Below are 25,039 nucleotides of genomic sequence, written 5' to 3'. Positions count from 1 at the left end.
GTCAGCGGACCTCCAGTTCGGCGGGGACGATCCGGGGCCGCGGCACCCGGACCCGGGGCCGGCGCAGCGTGCCGGCACGGCGGGACGGTTCGGTGGCCTCGGCCGCGGGGCGCGGCGCCGGGACCGGCCCGCGGGCGGGGGCGCGGCGCGGCGGGGGCGCCGTGAACCCGGCGTCGCCGGGGCCGGCGTCGACGAGGCCGAGGGCCGGGCCGGTGAACCGGGCCGGCCCGGCGCGCCGGCTGCCGGCGAACGCGGCCGGCGCGGTGGCCGCGAACCGGGCCAGCAGGTCGCCGCCGCCGGTGGCCGCGAGGCGACGTGCCGCGGGCAGCGGCCGGCCGGCGGCGTCCGGGTCGTCGATGACGATCCGGTCGTACGCCGAGTCGTCGCTCAGCGGGGCGAAGGCGGTGAGCGTGGTGTCGGGCAGCGCCGTGCCGTCGGGCAGCGCCACCGTGCGGCCGGCCGCCAGGCGGACGAATCCGGGGGTGGTGAGCTGCTCCTCCGGGGACAGGTCGCGGAACTGGCCGGGGGCGAAGTCGTCCTCGACCGGCTCGCCCAGCGCGCCGGCCAGCTTGTCGTCGCCGGCGCCGACGCTCACCCCGGTCAGGGTGAACCGGTTCGGGCCGCTGATCCGCGAGGTGCCCATGCGGGACAGCTCGGTGTCCAGCGGCAGCACGTTCTCCCGCACCGAGAGCAGGGCGCCCGGTTGCAGCAGCACGGGGCCGCTCCAGCCGGCCAGGTCGCGCAGGGTCACCGGCTCCCCGGCGGTGAGGGCCGGGCGGACCTCCCACGCCTCCGGAGCGGACAGGGCCGTGCGCAGCGCCTCGCCGGCGTCCACGTAGGTGGGCTCGTCGGCCGCGGCGGTGTCCCCGTCGGTCCAGCTGAACTTCGCCGACACCTCCCAGAACAGGAACTTGATCCGCGCCTCGCCCCACGCCTTCCACGGGCCGGGACCGCTGATCCCGACCAGCAGGTTGACCGCCAGCAGCTCCTTGTCCTTGAACTTCAGCGACACCGTGGCGCCGATCTCGGCGGTGAACCAGAACGGCTTGAACTGGAACATCACGTCGAGCCAGGCGCGGCCGTCGATGACGAAGCCGCCGCCCTCGAAGTGCAGCTTCAGCTCGGCCCCGAACTGGGCGGTGTTGCTGGTCACCGCCAGGTACGCGCTGAGGTTCAGCCCCTTGCCGGACTTCTGCAGGGCGATGGTGAACCGTTTGACGGGCGGGAAGCCGGGTGGCGGGTCGTAGCGGGGGTGGAAGCCGCCGATGGAGACCGCGAAGGTGCTGCCCGCGCCCCACCGGGCGCGCAGCGCCATCTCCCCGGAGACCGGCCGGCCGAAGAGCTTCGAGTCGATCAGCGCGGCGTCGACGCTGATCTCCCGCTTGGCGAAGTCCACGATGCCGGCCGAGTCGAGCCGGAATCTGCCGGCGTCCTTGAAGTCGATGACGAGCTTGCCGAGCAGCAGGATGCGCACCGGGTCGGGGAACTCGACAAGCACCGCGAGGTCGGCGACGACCTGGCCGGCGAGGAAGTTGAGCCGGACCATCGCGCCGAGGACGGTGCCGGTGGTGTCGACCGGGAAGATCCGGCTCAGCGTGGCGATGACCGCGGGCGCGTTGCCGACCGGGTCGGCCGGGAAGAGCAGGGCGTCCAGGGTGCCGGCGCGGGCGGCGTTGCGCACCTCGTCGGGGTTGGTCCGCCGGTTCCAGCCGACCACCAGGCCGAGGCCGGTGATGGAGATGCCCCAGAACAGCATGAGCCCGGGGAACCACTCGTACGTGCCGGCCAGCAGCAGCGAGAAGGTGTGGCCGCCGTCGGCCTCGGAGAGCCGGCTGCCGTCCGGGTTGCGGGTGTTGAGGATGGCGGTGGCCTGGAGCCGGAAGCCCTTCATGGGGGCCAGCGGCGTGGTGGAGGTCATGCCGAGCTGGAGCACCCCCGCGTACATGCCGCGGGCCTCGTCGACGAAGAGGTAGCCACCGCCTGCGACGATGCCGTTGTCCATCCGCAGCCCGACGCCGTCCGGGCCCTTGAACCGGGGGCGCAGGTTCGCGGCGCCCAGGTTGCCGCCGGTGGCCCGGTCACCCGATTCGGTGGGCAGCGCGGGCGGAAAGGTCAGGTCGGCCGCGACGCCGATGTTCTGCACCACGGCGTGCAGCGGGCCCAGCGCGGCCCGGACCGTGGTGGTCAGGGTCAGGCTCAGCGCGCGGGTGGCGGTGGACGCCTCCAGCGCGATCCGCAGCCCCTCGATGCCCAGCCCGTGCCAGGACAGGTGCACCGGGTACTCGGCGGCCAGGGCGGCCGCACCGGACAGGTGCAGCCCGCCCCGCATCGACCAGGCGAGGCCGAGGTCGAGGCCGACCCGCAGCCCGTCGGCGGGGAGCAGCTTGGCCAGCAGGCCGTCGCCGTCGCCGGCCCGGACCACCAGTTCGGCCCGGCCGGCGCGGATGCTCAGCTCGACGTCGTCGCGGCCGGCGCCGAGGGTGGCCCGGCCGTTGATGACGAGCTGCTCGACGGCGAGGTGGGTGCCGCCGGGTGAGCCGAGGATCCAGCCGGGCTGCCCGGCCGGGGCGATCCGGGCGACCTCGGCGGCCCACTTCACCACCGCGGCCGCGCCGCTGAAGGTCACCCCCGCGCTGTTGATCGCCAGCGCCGGCCCGGCGCCGCTCAGCTCGGTGGCGACCGTCCACTTGCCGATGGCGCCGTCCAGGCGCGCCTCGCCGGTCGGGGCGAGGATCACCGTGAAGCGGCCGTCCCAACTGGCCAGACCCAGGGTGGCGCCGAGGCCGAAGGTGGGGGTCCAGGGCGCCAGCCCGGCGCCGGGCGGCGGCGTGCCGTCGGGCGTGCGCAGCCCGCTGAACCGCAGCCGCAGCAGGCTGTCCGCCAGCCGCCGGCCGACCTCGCCCTGGTCGGGGCCGAGATCGGGGCGTACGCCCTGGTCGGCGTCGAGGCCGAGGGCCCGCAGCGCCCGGGCCAGCCGGGGCAGCAGCCGGGCGGAGAACTCGGCGACCCCCTCGGGGGTGTCCAGCCCCTGCGGCGCGTACCGCTCGGTGAAGTACGCGCCGGGGTCGCGGACCAGGTCGACCACCCGGTCCAGGTGCAGCTCGTCGCGGCGCTTCGGCAGCCGGACCGGCGAGTCGCCCGGCGGCATCGGCGCGCTGGGCGGGTTGGCGGCGGCCGGATCGACCAGGCCGAGCAGGTCGAGCAGCGGCACCACCCAGGGCGCCCGGCGCAGCAGGTAGGTCAGCACCAGCAGGTCGACCAGGTCGTCGGCCAGCTCCTCGGCGAGCCCGGGCACATCCGGCAGGCCGTTCTTCACGGTGGGCAGGTCGCCGATCTTGCCGACCACCCCGCCGACGGCCTCGCCCAGCTTCGTGAGGCCGGCGATGCTGTCGAGCTTGGCGTCGTCGCGCACCGCCGCGAGCGCCTCCAGGGCGTCCCCGACGGTGCCCGCCCACTCCTCGAAGCGGGCGGCGTCGAAGCCGCTGACCGCCTCCAGGTCCCAGCCGAGCGCGCGCATCAGCCGCGCCCGCCGCCACGGGTCGTACGCGGCCAGCACCGGCTCGGCGAACAGCTTGATCTCGTCCCAGAGCAGGGCGAGCACGTTCTTCGGCTCGGTCATCGCAGCTCCCGTCCTCGCTTGCCGCCGGTCATGCCGTTACCCGCGGCAGGTCGCTCAGGTCCAGCCGCAGCGAGCCGCGGGCGGCGGAGAGGGTCCGCTCGCCCGCGGGCAGCGCCGACACGGGCAGCGTGTAGCGGTGCCCGGCCGGCCAGGTGGGCCAGCCGACCAGCGTGGCCAGCGCGGTGGCCACCGGCGCGTCGGCGCTCACCACCTGCCGGATCGCGGTGACCAGCGCGGTCTCGTGCGCGTCGGTCCACCCGGTGGGCGGGCCGTCGAAGTTCTGCAGCGCCTTCGCCCGGGTCAGCACGGTGTGCAGCTCGCTGGCCGCCCGGGGCCGGGTGCGGAACTCCGGCTTCTCGCCCACCGAGGCCGGAGGGCCGACCGCCACGAGCTGGTGCGCCCGGTACTGCTGCCAGCAGGCGAGCAGGGCGACCGACCGCTCGGAGGTGAACACGTCGCCGATGCGGGCCCGCCGCGGCTGCCCGTCGGCGCCGGTCACCCCGGCCACGGTCGGGGTGGCCGCCGGGTCGGGCGAGTCCCAGTCGGTGACGAGCAGGTCGTGCAGCCGCTGCCGGGCGGGCGTCCACAGGCCCCGGCGCACCCCGTCGTGGCCGCGCAGGGCCAGCGCGTAGCGGTGCAGCCAGTGCCAGGAGCGCAGCCCGAGCAGCTCCAGCGTGGTGCCCACCGACTCGCGGGCCGCGCCGGTCGAGTCGGTCTCCGCCGGGCGGGCGCGCAGCACCCGCAGCTCCGGGTGGAGCAGCCCGCCGCCGTCCTTGCCCCAGCCGGGCACCGCGTTGATGCCGCCGAGCCCGCCGAGCGCGTCGTACGCGTCCCGGTCGGTGGCCCGCAGCCAGGCCAGGAACGCCCACATCTCGCCGGGCTCCGCGCCGATGTCCAGCGCCGGTGGCAGCGTGGTGGGCGCGGTCCGCGGCCCGTCCGCCCGCCAGCCGAACGGGCCGAACCGCAGCACCGCCGGGTCGTCGGCCGCGACGGCGTCGAACCACCCGCCGGCCGCGTCGGGCACCCGGTTCTCGGCCACGGCGCGCAGCACCTTGAAGGTGGAGAGCTGCCGGGCGGCCCGGGCGCCGGGGTCGCCGCCGGCCGCGATCGCGGCGGCCAGCGCGGTCAGCGTGGGCCCGGTGCCGTGGTCCTGCGGCCGGGGCAGCAGCGCCTCCGGCAGCAGCTCCGACTCCGGGTCGAGCACCGGCCCGCTCCACTCGGCATCCGTGGCGTGCCCCCGGTAGGCGCCGAGCCGGATCAGCTCCGGGTGCCCGGGAGGCGGGTTGCCCGCGTCGGCCGGCCGGCCGGTCACCACCCGCGAGTAGAGCCGCTGGTCGGTGGCCGTGACCTCGTCGAAGAGCCAGACGTTCGGCTGGGCCAGCCGCTGCGGGGTGTCCCCGGCGACCTGCCAGGACTCCACCACCACGGGGCAGCGCCAGCGCTTGTCCAGCCAGTGCTTGATGGCGACCTGGGTGGCCAGGTCGGCCACCCCGCTGATCGGCCCGAGGTAGCGCTCGGACTCCGGCACGTCGACCGGCTGCAGCCGGTCGGACCACCGCGGCGCGGTCGCGCCGGCCGGCTCGACCGCCGCGCGCTCCCGCCGGGCGTACGCCTGGAACTCCCGCACCGCCCAGTAGGTGACGAGGCCGTACGTGCCGTCGGTCGCCCCCGGGGTGCGGAAGCCCAGCGTGGCCAGGTCCTGCTGGAGGCGGCTCACCCAGCGGTCGGTGACCAGCTTCGCGGGCCGCTCCACCCCGTCGTAGCGGGCCAGCGACGTGCCGGCGGCGTCCTGGTCCCCGGCGCGCAGCACGAACCCGCCGTATGGTGCCGGGGTGGTGAGCGAACAGCCGAACGACAGGTCCACGGTGTACGTGGTGAGCGCGGCGGCCCGGTTCTCACCGGGCAGGTGCCACCACAGCCGCTGGGTGGCGGTCTTGCACTCGCCGGCGGGCCAGTCGAAGGTGATCTCGCCGAGGTTGTTGCGGCCGACGATCTCCTTCCCGTTGCCCCAGGAGCCCTTGTAGTGGTCGAGGTTGCGGGCCGCCGCCAGGTACTGGGCGAGCGCCTGGTCGCGGGGGAGCCCGGTCGGATCCACCACGGCCTCCGGGATGCCGTCCCGGCGGACCTCCGGGTCGGCCTCGTCGTGCCGGAGGAACTGCACGTACACGTTCCACTCGGGCTGCCGGCTGAGGATCTTCAACGCGTCGTAGTCGCTGACCGAAGGCCGGCCGGAGACCCACCAGCCGGTGGTGGCGTCAGCGCCGACGGTCACGCGCACGCCGGCCTGCATCCGCTGGCCCTCCTTGTCGGGCAGCTCGTTGGCCCAGCCGACCAGGTCGATGCGGCCGGTCGCGTCGAGCAGCGGCACGTAGCCGACGTCGTGCAGCGCCCGCGTCGCCGTGTCCTCGTTGCGGAACGCGCTGGCCACGAACCCGGCCAGCACGCCCTCGGTGCGGTTGACCCCCTCGTACGGCTTGGTCCGGTCGGGCCCGCACGCGTAGGGGAGCGTCGCCGAGTAGCGGATCCGCTCGGCCGAGCCGAAGTGGATGTCCCCGCCGAGCATGACGAGCCGCCGGCGGCGTACCCCGTCGGGGCCGGGCGGTGCGGCGGCGAAGAGCCGGGCCAGCACCTTGTGCACGGCGGCGTCGCTGGCCACCCAGGCGTCCTCGGCGTCGGCGGTCCAGCGCCCCGCGGTCGCCTTGGCCAGCGGCTGGGCGAACTGTTCCAGGATCGGCACGCCGAACAGCGCCACCGGCTGCGCGACGACGGTGACGCCGTCGTCGCCGAGCACCCCGCCGCCGGTGAGCATCCCGTCCAGCGGGTCGTCGTCGAGGAGCAGCCCGCCGGGGTGGCCGGGGCCGCCCGGATACTGCCGCCAGGTCCTGGTGTCCAGCGCGATGAGCTGGTAGCGCGGCCAGGTGACCGTGTAGTGGTAGGTCAGCGCGCCGGCCGGGCGGACCAGCTTGCCCTCCGGGGTGACGGCGGTGGGCAACCCCAACCGGGTACGCATCGCCAGGTCGTCGGCGTCGTTGGGCGCGGCGGACCAGCCGCGCAGGGCGTCGAGCGCGGCCCGGCCGGGCTCGCCCGCGGGGCCCTCGGCGAACCGGTCCGGGGTGTTGCCCCAGGCCTGGAAGACCACGAAGGCGGCCATGGCGTTGCGCACGATCCGCCGGCCCAGCGGCGAGGTGACCACCGCGTCGTTCACCCAGGACCGGGTCATGTTCCAGTCGTCGGTCACCTCGTGGTCGTCGGCGACCATGTACGTCGTCACATTGGCGAGCTGCCGCCGCACCGCGGCCAGGCCGGACCGGAATCCGGTGAGCGCGATGGCCTGCCGCTGCCACCGTTCCCAGCGCTCGATGATCTCCTTCTGCTGCGCGCTCGGCGAGTACGGCCGGCCGGCGCGCATCAGGTCGTAGACCGTCTCGCCGGGCCGGCGGTCCTGCGGGTCCTTCAGGATCCGGGTGTCCGCGGGCAGCACGTGCTCGAAGGTGGGCCAGCTCGCCGGCCACAGCACGTCCGACCAGGCCAGCAGGTACATGCACAGGTACTCGCGCAGCGACATGAGGTGGCTGTCGGCGGCGCCGGAGGTGAACTTCGCGTCCCGGGCCATGGCGGTGGCCCGCTTTCCCGGCAGGTACGTCAGGTCGGTCGGCGGCGAGCTGGTCCCGACCGGCATCGCCTCCGGGGCGAGCCCCAGCCGCGCCGCGACCCCCTCGTACGCGGGGACCGCCGGCTCGCTGCCGACGGCCGGCAGCGCGTCGTGGCCGTGGATGATGCCGAGCAGCGGGTCCGCCACGTCGTCGGCGTAGATCTGGTCGCCGCCGAGGACGAGCTGGTGCGGGCGGCGTGCCGGGTCCCCGCCCGCGGCGGCGATGATCGGGTCGAGGGCGGGGAAGGCGTCCTGGCCCTCGCCGTGCGGCTTGCGGCACGAGCCGTGGAAGATCCGCAGCTGGTTGGGGTCGCCCGGCGGGGTGACGAAGGTGGGCACCGCCGGCACCGCGGCCGGCGCCTGCGGGTGGCCCTGGTAGGTCAGCGCGGTGCGGGCGGCCGCGGCGGTGGCGGCCACCACGTCCGGGTCGAAGAGGCTGCCCGCGCTCATCCCGCCGGCGAACGCCAGGTCGTAGCCGTAGAGGGTGCCCGGGGCGAGGGTCACCCCGGTGACGGTCACCGCGGCGACGTGCAGCCGGTCGGCGAGCTTGACGGTGGCCCGGCTCCCGGTGCCGACGGTGGCGCCGCGCGCGTAGCCGGGGCCGGCGCCGAGCGCGAAGACGGTCAGCGTCACCGTGCACTGGGCGCGCAGGGCCACGAAGACGGTGACGCCGGTGGGGTCGGCGCGGCGCACGATCGGGCCGCAGAGTACGAGGGGCAGGCCGGTCGGAGCGGTCATGCGGTGTCCCTTCACCCACGGCCGGTGTTCGTTCGGCCTTGATTGAAGTCACTGCGTAACCACTCGCGCACCCGCGCAACAGCGCGAACGTTCGACCTTGCCGGATGACAACCATCGGGCCGACGACGACGGGCCCGGCCCGTCCGGGCGGGCTGAACGTCCACTCAGTTCTTTCCGGTGGCGGAGACCCGACAGCTGCTTGCCCGGGAGGACGACCGGACGCTAGGGACACACGAGGGGACCCGCACCCGGTGCGGGTGCGGGTCCCCTGTGCCGCGTCTCAGTAGACGGTCACGCCGTACGCGCTCGCCGCCTCGGTGACCGGCTGGAAGAAGGTGGTGCCGCCGGTCCGGCAGTTACCGCTGCCGCCGGAGGTGATGCCCAGCGCCTTGGTGCCGTCGTAGAGCGGGCCACCGGAGTCGCCCGGCTCGGCGCACACCGTGGTCTGGATCATGCCCTTCACGGTGCCGCTGCCCTGGTAGCGGACCGTCACGTTCAAGGCGGTCACGGTGCCGCTGTGGGTGCCGGTGGTCGAGCCGGTGCGCTTGACCGCCTCGCCGACGAACGCGTTCGCGGCCGTGTAGCCGCCCGGGTGGCTGAGCGAGGCGTTGTCGTAACGGACCAGCGCGTAGTCGTTGCCGGGGAAGCTGGAGTTCGTGGTCGGGCCGATGAGCGTGGTCTGGCCGGAGTTGGTGTACCAGGTGTTGGCCACGTTCCCGCAGTGCCCGGCCGTGAGGAAGTAGTAGACGCCCGACTTCACCACGTTGAAACCGAGCGAGCAGCGGTAGCCGCCGCCGTAGATGGCGTCACCGGCCGCGAGCAGCGGCCGGAAGACCCCCTTGGCCCGGTCCACCCGGATCGCGCCGGCCTGGGCTCCGGCGCTCTTCTTGAGTGTGGCGAGTTCGGCGGCCGAGACGCTCTCGTCGGCGGTCACCACCACGCGGTGGGATGCCGCGTCCACGCGCCAGGCGATGCCGTCGACGCCGGAGGCCGCGACGGCGGAGTCGACCCGGGACAGCTGGTCGGCGGTGAAGCTCGGCGCGGCGGCCGAGGCGGCGCCCGGCACGGCGAAGGCGCCGGCGGCCACCAGTCCGACGGTCGCGGCGAGCAGGGGGGTGAGTCGGCTTCGGCGGATTCTCACGGTCTTCTCCTCGGACGGTGAAGGCCGCCGGTTGCGTCGGCGTCCATGCCGTGTCGCCGGGGCCGGCTCGGGATGCGACCTCGACGAACGCTGTAGCGGCGAGTATCCACCCAGGTCGATGCGGAGGCAAGGGGTCATGGCGCGTCGCCCGGTCCTGACTAGGGTGGGCTCGGGAGGTGCGGCGATCATGGTGGAGCTGAGCGGCGACGCGCGGGCCGGACTGGAGGCGGTGGTGCCCGGTGGGGTGGCCACCCGGGCGGCGGACCGGCTCCGGCTGGCCCACGACGCGTCGCACTACCTGCTGCACCCCAGCGCGGTCGTCACCCCGGCCGACGCCGACCAGGTCGCCGCCCTGCTGCGGCACAGCGGCCGCACCGGCACCCCGCTGACCTTCCGCTCGGGCGGCACCAGCCTCAGCGGCCAGGCGGTGACCGACCGGCTGCTCGTGGACACCCGGCGGCACTTCCGCGACCTCGACGTCCTCGACGACGGTCGGCGGGTGCGGGTGCAGCCCGGGGTGGTGCTGCGGCACGTCAACGCCCGGCTCGCCCCCTACGGCCGCAAGCTCGGCCCGGACCCGGCCAGCGAGTCCGCCTGCACGGTCGGCGGGGTGGTCGCCAACAACTCCAGCGGGATGACCTGCGGCACCGAGTTCAACACCTACCGCACCCTGGAGTCGCTGCTGCTGGTGCTGCCCAGCGGCACCGTGCTCGACACCGGCGCCCCGGACGCCGACGCCCGGCTGCGCGCCGCCGAGCCGGACCTGCACGCCGGTCTGCTGCGGCTGCGCGACCGCGTCCGCGGCAACCCCGACTCGGTGCGCCGGATCCGCGCCCAGTACGCCATGAAGAACACCATGGGGTACGGCGTGAACGCTTTCCTCGATCACGACGACCCCGCCGACCTGCTGACCCGGCTCGTGGTGGGCAGCGAGGGCACGCTCGCCTTCGTCGCGGCGGCGACCTTCCGCACCGTACCCGTGCACCGGCACGCCGCGACCGGCCTGCTGGTCTTCGACACCCTGGGCGCGGCGATGGCCGCCATGCCGGCGCTGGTGGCCGCCGGGCCGGCGGCGATCGAGCTGCTCGACGCGGCCGCCCTGCGGGTCGCCCAGCGGGACCCGCGGGCGGACGCCGCGCTGCGCGGCCTGGCCGTCCGCGACCACGCGGCGCTGCTGGTGGAGTGGCAGGAGTCCGACCCGGAGGCGCTGGCCGAGCGCGTCGCCACCGCCCGGCCGGTGCTGGCCGGCCTGCCGCTGACCACCCCGGCCCGGCTCAGCGGCGAGGCCGCCGCCCGGGCCGCGCTCTGGCACATCCGCAAGGGCCTGTACGCGGCCGTGGCCGGCGCCCGCCCGTCCGGCACCACCGCCCTGCTGGAGGACATCGCCGTCCCGGTCGACGCCCTGGCCGGCACCTGCGCCGCGCTCGCCGACCTCTTCGACCGGCACCGGTACGAGGAGAGCGTCATCTTCGGTCACGCCAAGGACGGCAACCTGCACTTCATGCTCAACGAGCGGTTCGCCGGCGGCGCCGCCCCGGCGCGCTACGCCGACTTCACCGAGGAGATGGTCGACCTGGTCCTCGGCCACGGCGGCACACTGAAGGCGGAGCACGGCACCGGCCGGGTGATGGCCCCCTACGTGCGCCGCCAGTTCGGCGACGAGCTGTACGCGGTGATGCGCGAGGTCAAGACGCTCTGCGACCCGGACGGCGTGCTCAACCCGGGCGTGCTGCTCAGCGACGACCCGGACGTCCACATGCGGCACCTGAAGACGGTGCCCACCGTGGAGGAGGAGGTGGACCGCTGCGTCGAGTGCGGCTACTGCGAGCCGGTCTGCCCGAGCCGCGACCTGACCACCACGCCCCGGCAGCGGATCGTGCTGCGCCGGGAGATCGCCGCCGCCCGCGCCGCCGGCGACCCGGCCCTCGCCGAGGAACTGGAACGCGCCTACGACTACGACGCGGTGGACACCTGCGCCGTGGACGGCATGTGCGCCACCGCCTGCCCGGTCCTCATCAACACCGGCGACCTGGTGAAGCGGCTGCGGGCCGACCGCAACGGCGGGGTCGCGCAGGCCGGCTGGCGGGGCGCCGCACGCCGCTGGGGCGCCACCACGCGGGGCATGTCCCGCGGGCTGGACCTGGCCGGCGCGCTGCCGCCCGCGCTGCCCGAGGCGGCCACCCGGGCCGCCCGCGCCGTCCTCGGCCCCGAACGCGTGCCGCAGTGGCGACGCGACCTGCCCCGGGGCGGCCGGCCGCGCCGACCCCACCCGTCCGACGAGCCGGACGCCGTCTTCGTGCCGTCCTGCCTCGGCACCCTGTTCGCCCCGGCGCAGGGCGGGTCCGGCGTGTCCGCCGCCCTGCTCACCCTCGCCGACCGGGCCGGCGTGCGCCTGCTCGTGCCCGACGGCATCGGCAGCATGTGCTGCGGCACGCCCTGGTCCTCGAAGGGCCTCACGGCCGGCTACGAGGCGGTGCGGGACCGGGTGCCGCCGGCGCTGCGGGCGGCCAGCCGCGACGGCGCGCTGCCCGTGGTCAGCGACGCCGCCTCCTGCACCGAGGGCTTCGCGAAGCTGCTCGCCGACGCCGGCGACCTGCGGGTGGTCGACGCCGTCGCGTACGCGGCCACCGAGCTGCTGCCCCGGCTCACCGTGCGCCGCCGGCTCGGCTCCCTCGCGCTGCACCCCACCTGCTCGTCCACCCGGCTCGGGCTGGACGACGCGCTGCTCGCCGTGGCCCGCGCGGTCGCCGACGAGGTGGTGGTGCCCGAGGGCTGGCAGTGCTGCGGGTTCGCGGGCGACCGGGGCCTGCTGCATCCGGAGCTGACCGCGTCGGCCACCCGCGCCGAGGCCGCGGCCGTCGCCGGCCGCCCCTTCGACGGGTACGCCTCGGTGAACCGCACCTGCGAGATCGGCATGGCCCGGGCCACCGGGCAGCCGTACCGCCACCTGCTCGAACTGCTGGCCGACGCGACCGCGTGACCGGGGCGGGTAGCATCCCGCGACGTGCTGCGTAGTTGGTGGATGGCCGGCCTGATGCTGGTGCTCGGGGTGGTCGTCGCGGTCCGGGCGTACAGCCCGGTGGTGGGTGTCGTCGAGCTGCTGGTCTTCGGGGTGCTGGCGGCGCTCTTCTCGCCGCTGGTGTTCCCGCGGTCGCTGACCGCCGCCGAGGCGCGGGAGCGCAGCGCGCGCGACGGCCGCCCGGTGATCTACTGGCGGCCCGGCTGCCGCTACTGCCTGCGCCTGCGGCTGCGGCTCGGTCACCGCGCCGGGCGCGCGTACTGGGTGAACATCTGGCGCGACCCGGACGGGGCGGCGGCGGTGCGGGCGGTCACCGGCGGCGACGAGACCGTCCCGACGGTGGTGCTGCCCGGCGAGGCCGTGGTGAACCCCGAGCCGTCCTGGCTTCGCGAGCGCCTCCCGGCCTGACGGAGGGCCCGGGGGTGTGGCGGTCGGTGGGCGGGCAGACTGGGGCCGTGGACGCGATACGGGAACTGCTCGGGGTGGACCTGCCGGTGGTCGCGGCGCCGATGGCCGGCGGGCCGACCACCACGGGGCTGGCGACGGCGGTCGGCGCGGCCGGGGCGTTCGCGTTCCTGGCCGCCGGCTACAAGACGCCGGAGGCGGTCGCGGGGGAGATCGCCGAGCTGCGGGCCGCCGGGCGGCCGTTCGGGGTGAACGTCTTCGTGCCCACGCCGGTGCCTGTGGCCGAGGCGGAGTTCCGCCGCTACGCGACCCGGATCGCCGCCGAGGGCACGCCCTACGGCCTCGACCTGGCGGCCGCCGCGCGCACCGAGGACGACGACCACTGGCCGGCGAAGCTCGACCTCCTGCTCGCCGACCCCGTGCCGGTGGTCAGCTTCACGTTCGGCCTGCCGCCCGAGCCGGTGGTCCGGCAGCTGCAGCGGGCCGGAACCCGGGTGCTGGTCACGGTGACCGACCCCGCCGAGGCGGCGGCCGCGGCCGGCCGCGGGGTGGACGGGCTGGTCGCGCAGAGCGGCGCGGCCGGCGGGCACCTGGGCACCTTCACCCCGGACGCCCCGCCGCCGCCGCGCCCGCTACCCGACCTGGTCGCGCTGGTGGCCGGCGGCACCGGGCTGCCCGTGCTCGGGGCCGGCGGGATCGGCGGTCCCGGGGACGTCCGGGCGGCGCTGGCCGCCGGCGCCACCGGCGTGCTGGTCGGCACGCTGCTGCTGCGGGCCGGCGAGGCCGGCACCGGCCGCACCCACCGGGACGCGCTGGCCGACCCGCGGCGGGACCGGACCGTGGTCACCCGAGCCTTCACCGGCCGCCCGGCGCGCGGGCTGCGCAACGAATTCATCGACCGTAACGAGGCGGCCGCCCCGCTCGGCTACCCCGCGCTGCACCATCTGACCCGGCCGCGGCGCGTCGCCGCGGCCGCGGCCGGGGACGCCGACCGGCTGCACCTGTGGGCCGGCACCGGCTGGCGAGGCGGCCGGGACGCCCCGGCCGCCGACATCCTGACGGACCTGACCCGCACCCTCTGACCCACCCGGCCGCCAACCGCCGCAGATCTTGGAGACTTCCCGTTCGAAGCAAACGGTAAGTCGCCAAGATCTGCAGGACCCGGCGGTGGCGATCCCCGGGCGGGGCGCGGCCGGACCGGTCTACGGTGCGAGAGGACGCCGTCGACGGGCGGCGGAACGGGGGGTGGTCCGATGTCCGCAGCGCCGTCGGCACGACCGCTGTCCGGGCGGGTCGCCGTGGTGACCGGCGCGGCGCGCGGGATCGGCCGGGCCGCCGCCGTGGCGCTCGCCGAGGCGGGCGCGGACGTGGCCGGGGTCGACGTGGCCGGGCCGGTGAGCCCGATCCTCGACTTCCCGCCGGCCACTCCGGACGACCTTGCCGAGACCGGCCGGCGCGTCACCGGCGCTGGTGTGCGCTGGTCCGCACACGTCGCCGACCAGCGTGACATCGGGGCGGTGCGCGCGGTGGCCGCGGCGGTCGAGCGCGAGTACGGCGGCGTGGACGTGCTCTTCGCCAACGCCGGCATCCAGGCGTTCAAGCCCCTGCTCGAGATGGCCGACCCGGACTGGCACGACCAGATCGATGTCAACCTCACCGGCACCGCGAACGTGCTGCGGGTGTTCGCCCCGCTGCTGGTCCGCCGCGGCGGCGGGCGGATCGTGGTGACCTCGTCCACCCAGGGCCAGCACGGCACGAAGAACGGCGCGGCCTACTCGGCGTCGAAGTGGGGGCTCATCGGGCTCGTCAAGTCGGCGGCGCTGGAGCTGGGCGCGCACGGGATCACGGTGAAGGCGGTGATCCCCGGCCTGGTCGACACGGCCCTGACCCGGCACGAGGACCGCTACGCGCAGGCCGTCGTCGAGGGCGGGAAGACGCCGTCCGGGGATCCGGCCGCCGACGAGCGGAGCGCGGTCGAGGCGCTGCGGGCGAAGACCCCGCTGGGTGTGCCGTGGGTCCAGCCGGAGGATGTCGCACCGCTGGTGGTGTTCCTCGCCTCGGACGGCGCGCGGATGGTCAGCGGCACGTCGTTCGCCGCCACGGCCGGCGACAGCGCCCACGTGACCGCCTGACCGGCCATCGACACCCGTCCCGCGAAGCCGCGGCGGCCGGGAGCCACCCGGAGGGCGGCGGCTCCCGGCCGCCGGACGGTCAGCCGGCGACCGAGGCCAGGTAGCGCTCGGCCGCGTCCGGGGTCAGGAACCAGTCCCGGAAGTCGTTCGGGTCGCCGAACCCGTTGGCGAACCGGCGGGCCACCACCGGGTTGCCGGCGGCCGCACCGAGGATCTGCTGCACGTGCGGCGGCAGCGGTTGCAGCATGGCGTTCGTCCAGCCAGTGACGGCCTCTCCGGTCGCGGTCCAGAAGCGCTCGAAGGTCCGCGTCATCCAGTCCCGGTCGAAGGGCCGGTCGCCGTGCTCCAGGATGGCGCCCAGGTACGCGTCGGCGCACTTGGCGGCGGTGTTGCTGCCCTGGCCGGTGATCGGGTCGTTGGCCACCACCACGTCGGCCATGCCGAGCACCAGCCCCCCCGAGGGCAGTTCCGCCACCGGGTGCCGGACCGTCGGCGTGTACCGCCCGGACAGGGTGGCCCGCCCGTCGGTCAGCTCCACCTCGGCGCACCGCTCGTAGATCCACGGGGTGTAGCGGTGGATGAGGTCGAGGGTGAGCTTCAGGTGCTCGGCCGGGTCGCGCCGCTCGGTCCACAGATCCAGCGGCCCACCGGGCACCGCCTCCCAGAACAGGATCTCGCAGGGACCGGAGTGGGTCAGGGCGGGGATGACGAACAGCTCGCCCAGCCCGGGCACCGCGTTGAAGCTGACGTGCGGCACGGGCAGCAGCGGGTCCGGAGTCATCCCGTGCACGTACGCCACGGCCAGCCCGCGCTGCGGCGCGTCGTACACCGAGCGGGCCGGGTCGCGGTCGAAGACGCCCACCAGGTCTCCCTTGCCGGCGGCCACCACGGTCAGGTCGTAGCGGCCGAGCCGGGCCAGGCCGTCCAGGTCGCTGGTGGTCACCGTCTGGTAGAGCACCGTCCCGCCACGCTGCTCGAACAGCTCCAGCCAGTCGGCCATCTTGATCCGCTGGTCGGTGCTCTGCGCCGGCTCGTCGAGCGGGCACGCGATGCGCAGCGCCCGCTCGCCGGGCGGCGCGGAGAGCGAGACGTGCAGCCCCTCGATCCGGGGTGCCCGGTCCTGCCACCGGTCCAGCCCGTACCGGCGTTCGGTGGCGAGCGCGGGGCCGAACATGGCCTGGGTGCTCATCACCCAGCCCCGGCGGATCTCGTCGGGCGTGCGGGCCGACATCACCGTGACGTCGTACCCCTCGGCCTGCAGGGTCAGGGCGAGCTGGAGCCCGGACTGTCCGGCCCCGACGATCAGGATTCTGCGCATGGTTCCTCCAGGGTTGTGCTACCGCGCCGCGAGCGCGCCCGCGGTGGGCCGGGGGGTGCGGGACATGGCGTGTTCCACGACCGTGAGCAGCGCCCGCGCCACCGACGAGGGGTCGCGGGCGTCGCACGCGGTGAGGGGTACGTGGGCCGGCAGCGCGAGCGCGGCGCGGACGTCGTCGAGTGGGTGCTGCAGCATCCCGTCGAAGAGGTTCACGCAGACCACGAAGGGCACGTCGCTGTCCTGCTCGAAGTAGTTGACCGCCGGGAACGAGGCCGCCAGGTCGCGGGTGTCGGCGAGCACCAGCGCGCCGACGGCGCCCCGGCACAGGTCGTCCCACATCGGCCAGAACCGGGGCTGTCCCGGCGTGCCGAACAGGTAGAGCACCAGGTCGGGGCCGATGGTGAGCCGGCCGAAGTCCATGGCCACCGTGGTGGTCGTCTTGTCGATGCCGGGGTCGAGCCGGTCCACGGTCTCGCTGGCCGCAGTCATCCACGCCTCGGTGTTGACCGGCGGGATCTCCGAGATCGACCCGACGCAGGTGGTCTTGCCGACCCCGAAGCCGCCCGCGATGACGATCTTCGCCGAGGTCAGCAGCGGGTTGTCAGGCGAGTTTGCGGAGGCCATCGCGCAGTCTCTCCAGGAGGCGGAAGTCGACGTTGTCGTGGTCGCTGTGGACCAGCAGCCGGTCGGTGGCGGCCAGGTCGTCGACGACGACCCGGGTGACCCCCAGGGAGATCCCGCACACCGCGGAGAGTTCGGCCACCGAGCGCGCCGCCCGGCGGGCGTGCTCGTACAGCGAGCGGGCCTCGGGCAGCAGCCCGGCGGCGAAGACGGCGTCGTAGTAGGGAACCGACACCAGGGTGTGCACCAGCAGCGGCTGCCGGGTGCGGGTGCGGCCGGCGGTCAGCACGTACGGCCGGACCTTCCAGTACCTCAGCGGCATGATCCTCGTCCTCCGGCCGGTCAGCGGGCCTGTGCGGCGGTCATCCGGTGCAGCTCGTGCCGCACGGCCGGCGTGAGGGCGTGCCACACGGCGCCCACGAACTGCGTCATCCGGTACGACACGACCCGCAGGTCGCAGCCCGGCGCGGCGGCCACCGCCAGGCCCGCGGACTCGCCCACCCGCATGAACAGCAGGTGCCCGCGGGGCAGCCGGACGGTCAGGTACTCGGCGGAGCCCAGCTCCAGCAGGGCGGCGCTGCGGTCGGCCATGCTGAGCAGGCCGGCGGTCAGCGCGGCGAGCTGGTCGCCCAGGTCGCGGCCGACGCCGCGCGAGGCGGCGAGTTGCAGGCCGTCCAGCGACACCAGCATCGCGTGGTTGACCCCGGGCACGTCCTCGACGAACTGCCGGATCAGCCAGGCGCAGTCGGGCAGCCCGTTGCTCGTGCCGCTTCCCGGGTACGCGTGGGTCATCACTGCCGTCCTTCTCGGTAGGTGGGGGTGCGGGCGTCGCTGACGCCGGCCGCGAAGGCCGCCGTCTCGTCCGGCCAGTCCTCGGGCGGGGAGCCCGCGCCGGGGTCGGCCGGGGTTCGGGGCGCCGGGACCTGGTCGCGGACGCTCCCGGGCACCCGCCGGGGCAGCCCGGGGGTGTCCGGCGCGTCGCCGGCCGGGCCGTCGAGGGTGGTCAGCCGGAGGGTCGGCGTGTTGGCGCCGTCGCGGGGCGCGGCCATCGGCGTACTCCAGGGGTCGGTCCCGCGGCGGGCGGGCGGCCAGGCCGGCGGCGGCGCGGGCGCGGCGGCGGCCGGTTCCGGGGCCGGGATCTCGCAGAGCAGCGCGCCGGGGACGGCGACGGTCGCGGTGGTCCCGCCGGGGGGCCGGGTGGTGAGGGCGACCCGCAGCTGGTGGGCGACGGCCAGGTGGGCCACCACGGCGAGCCCGAGGTGGGCCGCGGGGTCGAGGGTGACCGGGGTGGCCGGCCGGCCGCTGAGCAGCGCGTTGAGCTGCGCGAGGTGGTCGGGGTGCAGGCCCACCCCGGCGTCCTCGATCCGCAGCAGGACGCCGCCGTCCTCGGTGACGAACGCCGACACGGTCACGGCCGCGGTGGGCGGGGAGAACCGGGTGGCGTTGTCGAGCAGCTCGGTGAGCACGCGGATCACGTCGTCGGCCGCGAACTCGACCACCGCCAGCTCGACCACGTGGCCCACCCGGATGCGCGGGTAGTGCTCGACCGCGGAGGCGGCGGCGCGGACCACGTCGACGAGGGGGACGGTCTGCGGGTCCGCGTCCTCGACCCGGCGGCCCAGCAGCACCTGGAGGTTCTCGGCGTGCCGCCGGATCCGGGTGTTCGCGTGGTCGATGCGGTAGAGCCGCTCCAGGCGGTCGGGGTCCTGCTCGTCGGCCTCCACGGCCTCCAGGTGACTGCCCATCTGGTACGCCGCGGCGAGGATCCGCAGGGCGAACTGGTCGCAGATGGCGGGCCACGGGCCGGACCCGGGTTCCTCCCGCGGCGGGGGTTCGGGGGTCTCCGGCGGCACGACGTCCCAGCGGGCGACGGTGGGATCCAGCCAGCGGGCCGCCCGCTGCCGCCAGGTCGTCCGCCGCCGGCTCATGTCCGTGCTTCTCACGAAAGAACCGGCCTGTCCGTGATCTTCGGCTCTGGCATGGTGCAGCAGTCAACCATCGCTTGTGCGCCGATTGCAACGTTGCAGGGCAACTTGGTGAGGTTTTCACACTTCGGTTGTCGCGCTGCCACGGATGTGTGATCGGTCCCCGGCCGCGAAACGCAACAGCCGGACGGCGGATTTTTTCCGGCGGTCGGCCGCCGGAAGCGCGGCGATCGGCCTACGGCATGATCATGGAAAGGCCGGGGCGCGGGAAGGGGACGGGCGGATGACGGTGGAGGTGCCGCAGGGCGGCCGGGTGCTCTTCATCGGCGACAGCATCACCGACGCCGGCCGGGACCGGTCCGGTGACGATCTCGGCACCGGCTACGCCATGATGGCCTCCGCCTGGTTCACCGCCCGCCACCCCCGCCACGGGGCCACCTTCCTGAACCGGGGGATCAGCGGCGACCGCGTACGCGACCTGCGGGCCCGCTGGGAGACCGACTGCCTGGCCCTCGCCCCGCAGGTGGTGTCGGTGCTGATCGGCATCAACGACACCTGGCGGCGCTACACCCGCGACGACCCGACGAGCGCCGCCGACTTCGGCCGCGACTACCGGCACGTGCTGGAGTCCACCCGGCCGCTGGGCGCCCGACTCGTCCTCGTCGAGCCCTTCGTCGTCCCGCTGGACGACGCGCAGCACGCGTGGCGGGAGGACCTCGACCCGAAGGTCGCGGTGGTCCGCGAGCTGGCTGCCGAGTTCGGCGCGACGCTGGTGGCGGTGGACGAGCTGTTCCAGGCCGCCGGTGTGGACGGTCGCGTCTGGGCCCGCGACGGGGTGCACCCCACCCCGTTCGGCCACGCGCTGATCGCCCAGGCCTGGCTGCGGGCGGTCACCCCGTCGGCCTGAGCCTGCCATCGACGCCGATCGTCGTTAGGCTCGGCGGATGCACCGCTCCCGCCTGTACGCCCTGATCCTCGACGCGCCCCGCGACGCCGCCGCGCCGGCGACCGCGTTCTGGTCCGCCGCGCTCGGCGCGCCGGCCCGCACCGACCCGGCCGAGCCGCAGTTCACCGACCTGGTGGACGTGGTGCCCGGTCTGATCACCGCCGTGCAGTCGGTGGACGACGCGCCCCGCCACCACCTGGACATCGAGACCGACGACGTGGCTGCCGAGGTGGACCGGCTGGTCGGCCTCGGCGCCACCCCGGTTTCCCGCTGGCTCGACTGCCACGTGCTGCGGGCGCCGGGCGGCCACCTGCTCTGCGTGATCCCGGTGGCCAGCGACCCGGAGCTGTTCGCCGCGACGGCCACCCGCTGGGAGTGAGGCGGCGCCCCGGCCTCGGTGGGCCGGGGCACCGCCGGTCGCCGTCAGGCGGTGTACGGCAGGGTGAGTTTCGAGCGGTTGCCGGTGCCCAGTGTGGTGCTGCCGCTGCCGATGGCGTTCCACACCTCGACCTTCACCGTCCCGCCCGCCAGGTCACCGAGCGTGCCCACGCCCGCGTACAGGCCGCGGGCCTCGGTGTAGTGCTCCCAGCCGGTGACCGGGTCGGTGGCGAAGTACTGGTACGTCTCCACCCGCTCGACGCTGCCGTCGCCGGTCAGGTCGTAGGAGACCCGGACCTGGGTGCCGTTTCCGACGGTGGTACCGGCGTCGAGGAACAGGTCGAAGCGGGTCTGGCCGCCGGCGTACCGGGCGGTGAGGCCGGTGGCGATGAAGACCAGCGGGTTGTGCGGGCTGCCCACCCAGGAGCCGCCGGCCGCGGGCACCGGCGCGCCGGCCGCGGCGCCGGCCGCGGCGGTCAGTGTCTGACCGGCCAGGTACCGGTCCGCCGCGAAGCCGGTCGGCGGATCGCCGGGCGACGGGGTCGGGCCGGTGGCGGTGTACGGGAGCACGAGCTGGGAGGAGTTCCCGACGCCCAGCGTGGTGGCCCCGCTGCCGATGGCGTTCCAGACCTCGACCTTGACGCTGCCGTCGACGAGGTCGCCGAGCGTCCCGGTGGCCGACTTCAGGCCCTGGGTCTGCCGGTAGTGCTCGACCCCGGTCACCGGGTCGGTGGCGTAGTAGGCGTAGGTCTCCACCCGGTCGGCGGTGCCGTCGCCGGTCAGGTCGTACGAGACCCGGGCCTGTACGCCGTTGCCGACCGCGGTGCCCGCGTCCACGGCCAGGTCGAACACCGTCGACCCGCCGTTGTACGCGCCCGTCAGCCCGGTGGCCGTGAACACCTGCGGGTTGGCCGGGGTGCCGTCGTGGTTGCCGTTCGCCGCGGCCACCGACACCGTGCCGGCCGCGCCGGCCGTGCCCCCGAGCGCTCCGGCCGCGAGCAGGTACCGGGTCGGGTTGAACGACGGGGGCGGAGTGGTCGGGCTCGGGCTGGTCGGCGACGGGCTGCTCGGCGTGGGGGTGGGCGGGTCCGTCGGGGTCGGCGGCGGTCCGGTGGGGACGACCACGCCGCCGGTGGCGTTGCCTCCGCTCCAGGTCAGCGCGCCCGAGGTGGCCGTCCGGCCGGCCGGGACGGTCAACGTCGTGCCGTCGGAGAAGCTCACCGTCAACGGCTGGGCGGTGATGTTCGACGCCACGTACGTACGGGCGGTGCCCTTCTTGAAGACCTTGGCCAGCGGGTGGTTCGCGGTGACCGTCGGGTCCACGTTGCCCAGTGCGGCCAGATTGCGGATCCAGTGGAAGGTGTGCGCCCTGCTCTCTCCCTCTTCGCCGGCGAACGTGCTGTTGGCCCGAAGGTTCTGCAGCGCCTGATCGCCGTCGCCGAGGGCCAGGAACTCCCAGAGGATGTCCTGCCACACCGTCGGCGGCCCGCCCTTGTTGGTGACCAGCTCGTTGTAGTTGGCCTTCACGTAGGCGGGGTCGTCGCCGAGGTAGAGGTGGCCGCCGGTGATCGGCAGCATGTTGATGCCCTGGATCATCTCGGGCGCCGCCGAGAACCAGGTGGAGTACGCCGCGCCGTCGCCCCACACCATGCCGACCGTCTTGTGGCCGAAGGCGGACGGGAAGTTCTCGTCGTGCACGTCGAACCAGTATTCGGCGATCGCCGCGGCCTGGGTGGTCCAGATGAAGACCCCGGCGTCGCGGACGGCGGTGTCACCGGTCGCCTGTCCCCACTGGATGAGGGCGTTGGCGAAGTTCATCCCCTCCGAGGAGGACTCCTGGTTGTTGCCGGCGAAGAAGGGTGCGAGGCCGGAGGCCCAGTCGTGGCCGGCGTAGATGTCGAAGTCGCGCAGGTAGGGGAAGCGGCTGTCGGCGCGGTCGTAGTTGTTGGCGTCGCGGATGAGCAGGTCCACCATGCCGCCGTAGCGGGTGTCGTCGGCCCAGGCCGGGTCGAACTTGGCGACGGTGGCGGCGGCGGCGACGAAGTAGCCGTAGTGGAAGTGGTGGTCGTTCAGGTCCTCGTCCGAGCCGTACGAGGCGGGGTAGCCGATCAGCGTGCCCCAGTTGCGGTCGTAGTGGAACAGCTGGCCGGTCTCACCGGAGCCGGCGGTGAGCCAGTTGGTCAGCCGGGCCTTCATGGCGGCGACCGCCGCGTCGCGGACCGTGGTGAGGCCGAGCTGATCGGCGATCTCGGCGATCCGGGCGGCCCGCCCGAGGCCCTTGCCGGCCCAGTAGGTGTCCTTGCCGCTGATCCCCTCCGGGTTGGCCAGTTCGGCGTTGAGGTAGCCGGTGACCGTGCTCAGGTCCGCGCCGGACGAGTCGCCGACCGCCGGCACCTCGGGCAGCACCCCCGTGAACCGCATGCTCGTGGTGAAGGACGAGACGCCGGTGAGGACCCGCATCGCGCCGCGCGCCGAGACGTACGCCGGGGTGATCGGGGTGGCGCCGGTCAGGCTGCGCCACTGGTGCGGGTAGAGCGCCACGACAGTCTTCGTCTCGGTGCCCTCGCGCGGGGTGGTGGTGACGGCGTAGGTGGTGCGGACCGTGCCGGTCGCCGGGTCGTAGGCGTAGCTCATCTTCGTGCCGGTGACGTGCGCGTGGGCGTACCGGCCGAACTCGGTGGCGAGGGCGGCCCGGTCGGCGTTCCCGGGGAGCACCGCGACCGAGAAGTAGTTCCTGCCGGCCAGGGTGGAGCTGATGCGGGCACCGCTGACGCTCCAGGTCGCACCGGTCGGGGCGTACGCGACGTAGTCGTGGCCGTGGACCGTGAAGCCGATGGTCGAGCCGGAGTTGGTCCACACGGTGGGCGTCACCGCGGCGGTGAGCTGCGCGCCGCCGCCGCTGACCGTGTAGTAGCTGAACGGCAGGCCGTGCCCGATGGTGGCGCGCATGGTGCGCGTCCCGTCGCTCCAGTCGGCGGTGACCGTCCAGTCCGTCCAGTCGGCGGCCTTGACCACCGGCGCGGCGAGACCGGCCATACCGACCCGGACGTCCTCGGTGTACGGGAAGTGGTACTCGCCGACCCCGGTGGCGCTGCCGCTGATCGCCGGCGTGGTGGTGTACGACAGCCCGAGCCCGTCGTTCTCCGCGTGGTACGCCAGCGGGTGGGCCTGCATGTTCTCGCTGGTGGCGCAGTTGTTGCGCTTCCAGATCAGCGACGACCACCAGTCGTTGGTGGGGATCGCCCCCTTCGGGGCGTCCGCGGTGGTGAAGAGGCGCGGGTTGGTGCTGATGTCGCCGCAACCCTTCGGCAGGACGGCGCCGGGCGGCAGCGTCTCGGTGTAGCTGCCCGCGCCGACCGTGCCGGCGGTGGCGGTGCCGCCGCCCGCCACCACGACACCGAGCCCGGCCACGAGGACGGACGCGGCGGCGAGGACGAGCACGCGCCGGCCGGCCGGACGCCGGGCAGGGCTCGCCGGTGGAGGGTCGCCGGGCGAGAAGGCCCGGAGGGAGAGTGTCATGGGAGGGGTTCCCTTCACGATGAGGGAGGTGGGGGGTGCGGGGTGCGGCCCGCCGTGAGAGCGCTCTCTTGAGGAGCGAGGTTAGGTTCCGGTTACGCGCTCGTCAATGTCTCGTGACGAAAGAGAGCGCTCTCTCGATCACCCTGAACGGGCCGGACGCGGTGATCCAGAGCCGCCTGACCAGCCCCGCGGCCGCCCGGAGTGTCGCCGCGCGCCGCCCGGGTAAGGGGCGGGGATGAAGTTCCTCATCGCCGCCTCCGACACCGGCACCTACGGGTTCACCCTGCTGGCCGAAGACGGCCAGGTCATTGCCACCGGGCGGCAGTACCCCGACAAGGCGACCGCGCTCGCCGTCGTCGCGGACATGATGCGCGAGATCGGCGGCGCGGAGATCGAGGAGGGGCCCGAGCCGGCCGAGCCGACCGGGACGCCGCCGAGCCGGACGGTCGACGGGGAACCCGACCTGGCCCGGATCGGGCGGTCGGGGATCCCGCCCGTCTGAGACCCGCCGCTCAGGCGTCGAGGGTGCGCGCGGCCAACTCGTCCAGGACCGCCCGGACGTCCCCGTCGGTGCCGGCCAGGATCCGCCGCTGCCGCGTCGCCCCGTTGCCCTCGCGGCGCAGCCGGTCGAGCTGGCGACGCACCAGGTCCAGGTCGCCGTAGTCGGCCAGCGCGGGGCTCACGGTGGCGATCATCTCGTCGATCAGATCCCAGGCCGGCCGCGACCCGCCCGCGCGCAGGTCGACCAGGTCACCGTCCACCCCGTCGTGCGCGGCGCGCCAGTGCGCCGCGGCCACCAGGCAGTCCCGGATCCGCGGCGCGGGCCGGCCGGCCCGTACGTCCTCGGACGCCGTGGCGACCAGCGCCCGCAGCACGCCGGCGACCAGCACCGTGTCGTCCACGGTCGGGCAGACGTCGCCCACCCGGATCTCCACCGTGGGGTAGGCGACGGACGGGCGGGCGTACCAGTAGACCATCTGCGGGTCCAGCATGATGCCGGCGTCGACGAGGTCGCGGACGGTCCGGTCGTAGTCGGCGGCGGACTCGAAGTGCGGGGTCGGCCCGACGCTCGGCCAGCGGTCGAACTGGATGGCGCGCCAGCTCGCGTGCCCGGTGTCCCGCCCGTCGTGCAGGGGGGAGTTGGCGGTGAGCGCCTGCACCACCGGCAGCCAGGGCCGCAGGTGGTTGCAGACCTGCACGGCGAGTTCCCGGTCCGGCACCCCGACGTGGACGTGACAGCCGCAGACCGCCGGGTCGTGCGCCACCGGCCCGAACCGGTGCGACATGGCCCGGTAGCGGTCCTTGTCCGGCACCGAGCGGTGCGGCTCGCACACGGGCGTCGCCGCGACGGCCACCAGCCGTGCCCCCGCCGCCTCGGCCGCCTCGGCCGCGGCCCGGCGCAGCATCACGAGGTGTCCCCGCAGTTCGGCCAGGTCGGTGCAGATCGGGGTCACCATCTCGACCATGCTGTGCCGGAACTCCTGCCGGCTCTGCTCGCGGCTCGGGCCGGAGAGCGCGGCGAGCACCCGATCCGCCACGGGCAGGCTCTGCCCGGTCACCGGGTCCAGGAGCAGGTACTCCTCTTCCACGCCGAGCGTGCAGACCGCCGGGACGGGCGCCACGGGC

17 protein-coding genes are annotated in these 25,039 nt (G+C 74.9%); 7 read left to right on the top strand and 10 right to left on the bottom strand.

The annotated features are described in order from the left end of the window. Position 1: 1 nt before the first annotated feature. The 3 genes from ABZW14_RS14085 to ABZW14_RS14075 all read right to left on the bottom strand — a co-directional run bounded on the left by ABZW14_RS14085 (position 2) and on the right by ABZW14_RS14075 (position 9,150). On the bottom strand, positions 2–3,619 hold the full coding sequence (locus ABZW14_RS14085; protein ID WP_355345059.1) for a DUF6603 domain-containing protein: 3,618 nt from the start codon (positions 3,617–3,619) through the stop codon (positions 2–4). A gap of 28 nt (positions 3,620–3,647) precedes the next feature. Beyond that, positions 3,648–8,009, bottom strand: coding sequence for a peptidoglycan-binding domain-containing protein (locus tag ABZW14_RS14080; RefSeq protein WP_355345056.1), 4,362 nt, complete (start codon positions 8,007–8,009; stop codon positions 3,648–3,650). Between the two features lie 280 nt (positions 8,010–8,289). Continuing rightward, positions 8,290–9,150, bottom strand: coding sequence for a S1 family peptidase (locus tag ABZW14_RS14075; protein WP_355345053.1), 861 nt, complete (start codon positions 9,148–9,150; stop codon positions 8,290–8,292). 187 nt (positions 9,151–9,337) lie between these two features. Between ABZW14_RS14075 and ABZW14_RS14070 the strand changes: the two genes are divergently transcribed. From ABZW14_RS14070 to ABZW14_RS14055, 4 genes are all read left to right on the top strand, one after another. Next, entirely contained in the window at positions 9,338–12,130 is a 2,793-nt protein-coding gene (locus ABZW14_RS14070; protein ID WP_355345050.1) for an FAD-binding and (Fe-S)-binding domain-containing protein, read from the top strand. Between the two features lie 24 nt (positions 12,131–12,154). Next, complete coding sequence (locus tag ABZW14_RS14065) at positions 12,155–12,577, top strand: glutaredoxin domain-containing protein (protein WP_355345047.1); 423 nt, start codon at positions 12,155–12,157, stop codon at positions 12,575–12,577. Between the two features lie 47 nt (positions 12,578–12,624). Further along, a complete protein-coding gene (locus ABZW14_RS14060; protein ID WP_355345044.1) occupies positions 12,625–13,656 on the top strand; it encodes a nitronate monooxygenase in 1,032 nt (343 codons plus the stop codon). A 171-nt stretch (positions 13,657–13,827) separates the two neighbouring features. Then, positions 13,828–14,706 carry an SDR family NAD(P)-dependent oxidoreductase gene (locus ABZW14_RS14055; RefSeq protein ID WP_355345041.1) on the top strand — a complete coding sequence of 293 codons (879 nt, stop codon included), beginning with the start codon at positions 13,828–13,830 and terminating at the stop codon, positions 14,704–14,706. 79 nt (positions 14,707–14,785) lie between these two features. On the opposite strand, the gene ABZW14_RS14050 is transcribed toward ABZW14_RS14055, so the two are convergent. Genes ABZW14_RS14050 through ABZW14_RS14030 form a run of 5 tightly spaced genes read right to left on the bottom strand, consistent with a single transcriptional unit; the run spans position 14,786 to position 18,573 of the window. Continuing rightward, positions 14,786–16,024: a styrene monooxygenase/indole monooxygenase family protein gene (locus ABZW14_RS14050; protein WP_355345038.1), complete on the bottom strand. Its 1,239-nt coding sequence runs from the start codon at positions 16,022–16,024 to the stop codon at positions 14,786–14,788. Positions 16,025–16,042: 18 nt separating this feature from the next. Continuing rightward, positions 16,043–16,648 (bottom strand): ATP/GTP-binding protein, encoded by a 606-nt coding sequence (locus ABZW14_RS14045; protein ID WP_355345035.1) that lies wholly within the window; start codon positions 16,646–16,648, stop codon positions 16,043–16,045. Next, positions 16,626–16,967, bottom strand: a complete 342-nt coding sequence (locus ABZW14_RS14040) for a DUF742 domain-containing protein (protein ID WP_355345032.1) — start codon at positions 16,965–16,967, stop codon at positions 16,626–16,628. The genes ABZW14_RS14045 and ABZW14_RS14040 overlap by 23 nt, the downstream gene beginning before the upstream one ends. Positions 16,968–16,987: 20 nt before the next feature. Further along, positions 16,988–17,437, bottom strand: coding sequence for a roadblock/LC7 domain-containing protein (locus ABZW14_RS14035; protein WP_091258455.1), 450 nt, complete (start codon positions 17,435–17,437; stop codon positions 16,988–16,990). Then, positions 17,437–18,573, bottom strand: coding sequence for an ATP-binding protein (locus ABZW14_RS14030; RefSeq protein WP_355345029.1), 1,137 nt, complete (start codon positions 18,571–18,573; stop codon positions 17,437–17,439). The genes ABZW14_RS14035 and ABZW14_RS14030 overlap by 1 nt, the downstream gene beginning before the upstream one ends. Before the next feature lie 280 nt (positions 18,574–18,853). On the opposite strand from ABZW14_RS14030, the gene ABZW14_RS14025 reads away from it, so the two are divergent. Both ABZW14_RS14025 and ABZW14_RS14020 read left to right on the top strand, forming a co-directional pair. Further along, the gene (locus ABZW14_RS14025; protein WP_355345026.1) at positions 18,854–19,477 is read left to right on the top strand and encodes an SGNH/GDSL hydrolase family protein; all 624 of its coding nucleotides are present in this window, start codon (positions 18,854–18,856) and stop codon (positions 19,475–19,477) included. A gap of 37 nt (positions 19,478–19,514) precedes the next feature. Beyond that, positions 19,515–19,895, top strand: coding sequence for a VOC family protein (locus ABZW14_RS14020; protein ID WP_355345023.1), 381 nt, complete (start codon positions 19,515–19,517; stop codon positions 19,893–19,895). Positions 19,896–19,939: 44 nt separating this feature from the next. Here the strand turns inward: ABZW14_RS14020 and ABZW14_RS14015 are convergent, their stop codons facing one another. Beyond that, the gene (locus ABZW14_RS14015) at positions 19,940–23,413 is read right to left on the bottom strand and encodes a glycosyl hydrolase (RefSeq protein ID WP_355345020.1); all 3,474 of its coding nucleotides are present in this window, start codon (positions 23,411–23,413) and stop codon (positions 19,940–19,942) included. A 235-nt stretch (positions 23,414–23,648) separates the two neighbouring features. Between ABZW14_RS14015 and ABZW14_RS14010 the strand changes: the two genes are divergently transcribed. Next, on the top strand, positions 23,649–23,915 hold the full coding sequence (locus ABZW14_RS14010; RefSeq protein ID WP_355345017.1) for a YegP family protein: 267 nt from the start codon (positions 23,649–23,651) through the stop codon (positions 23,913–23,915). A 10-nt stretch (positions 23,916–23,925) separates the two neighbouring features. Here ABZW14_RS14010 and ABZW14_RS14005 read toward each other — a convergent pair whose 3' ends face one another. Then, entirely contained in the window at positions 23,926–25,035 is a 1,110-nt protein-coding gene (locus ABZW14_RS14005) for a glutamate--cysteine ligase (RefSeq protein ID WP_355345014.1), read from the bottom strand. Between the last annotated feature and the right edge of the window lie 4 nt (positions 25,036–25,039).

The sequence above is a fragment of the Micromonospora sp. NPDC004551 genome, from assembly GCF_040609975.1.
GTDB lineage: Bacteria > Actinomycetota > Actinomycetes > Mycobacteriales > Micromonosporaceae > Micromonospora.
Note: the sequence above shows the minus strand (reverse complement) of the source record. Positions and strands in the feature narration are given on the sequence as shown.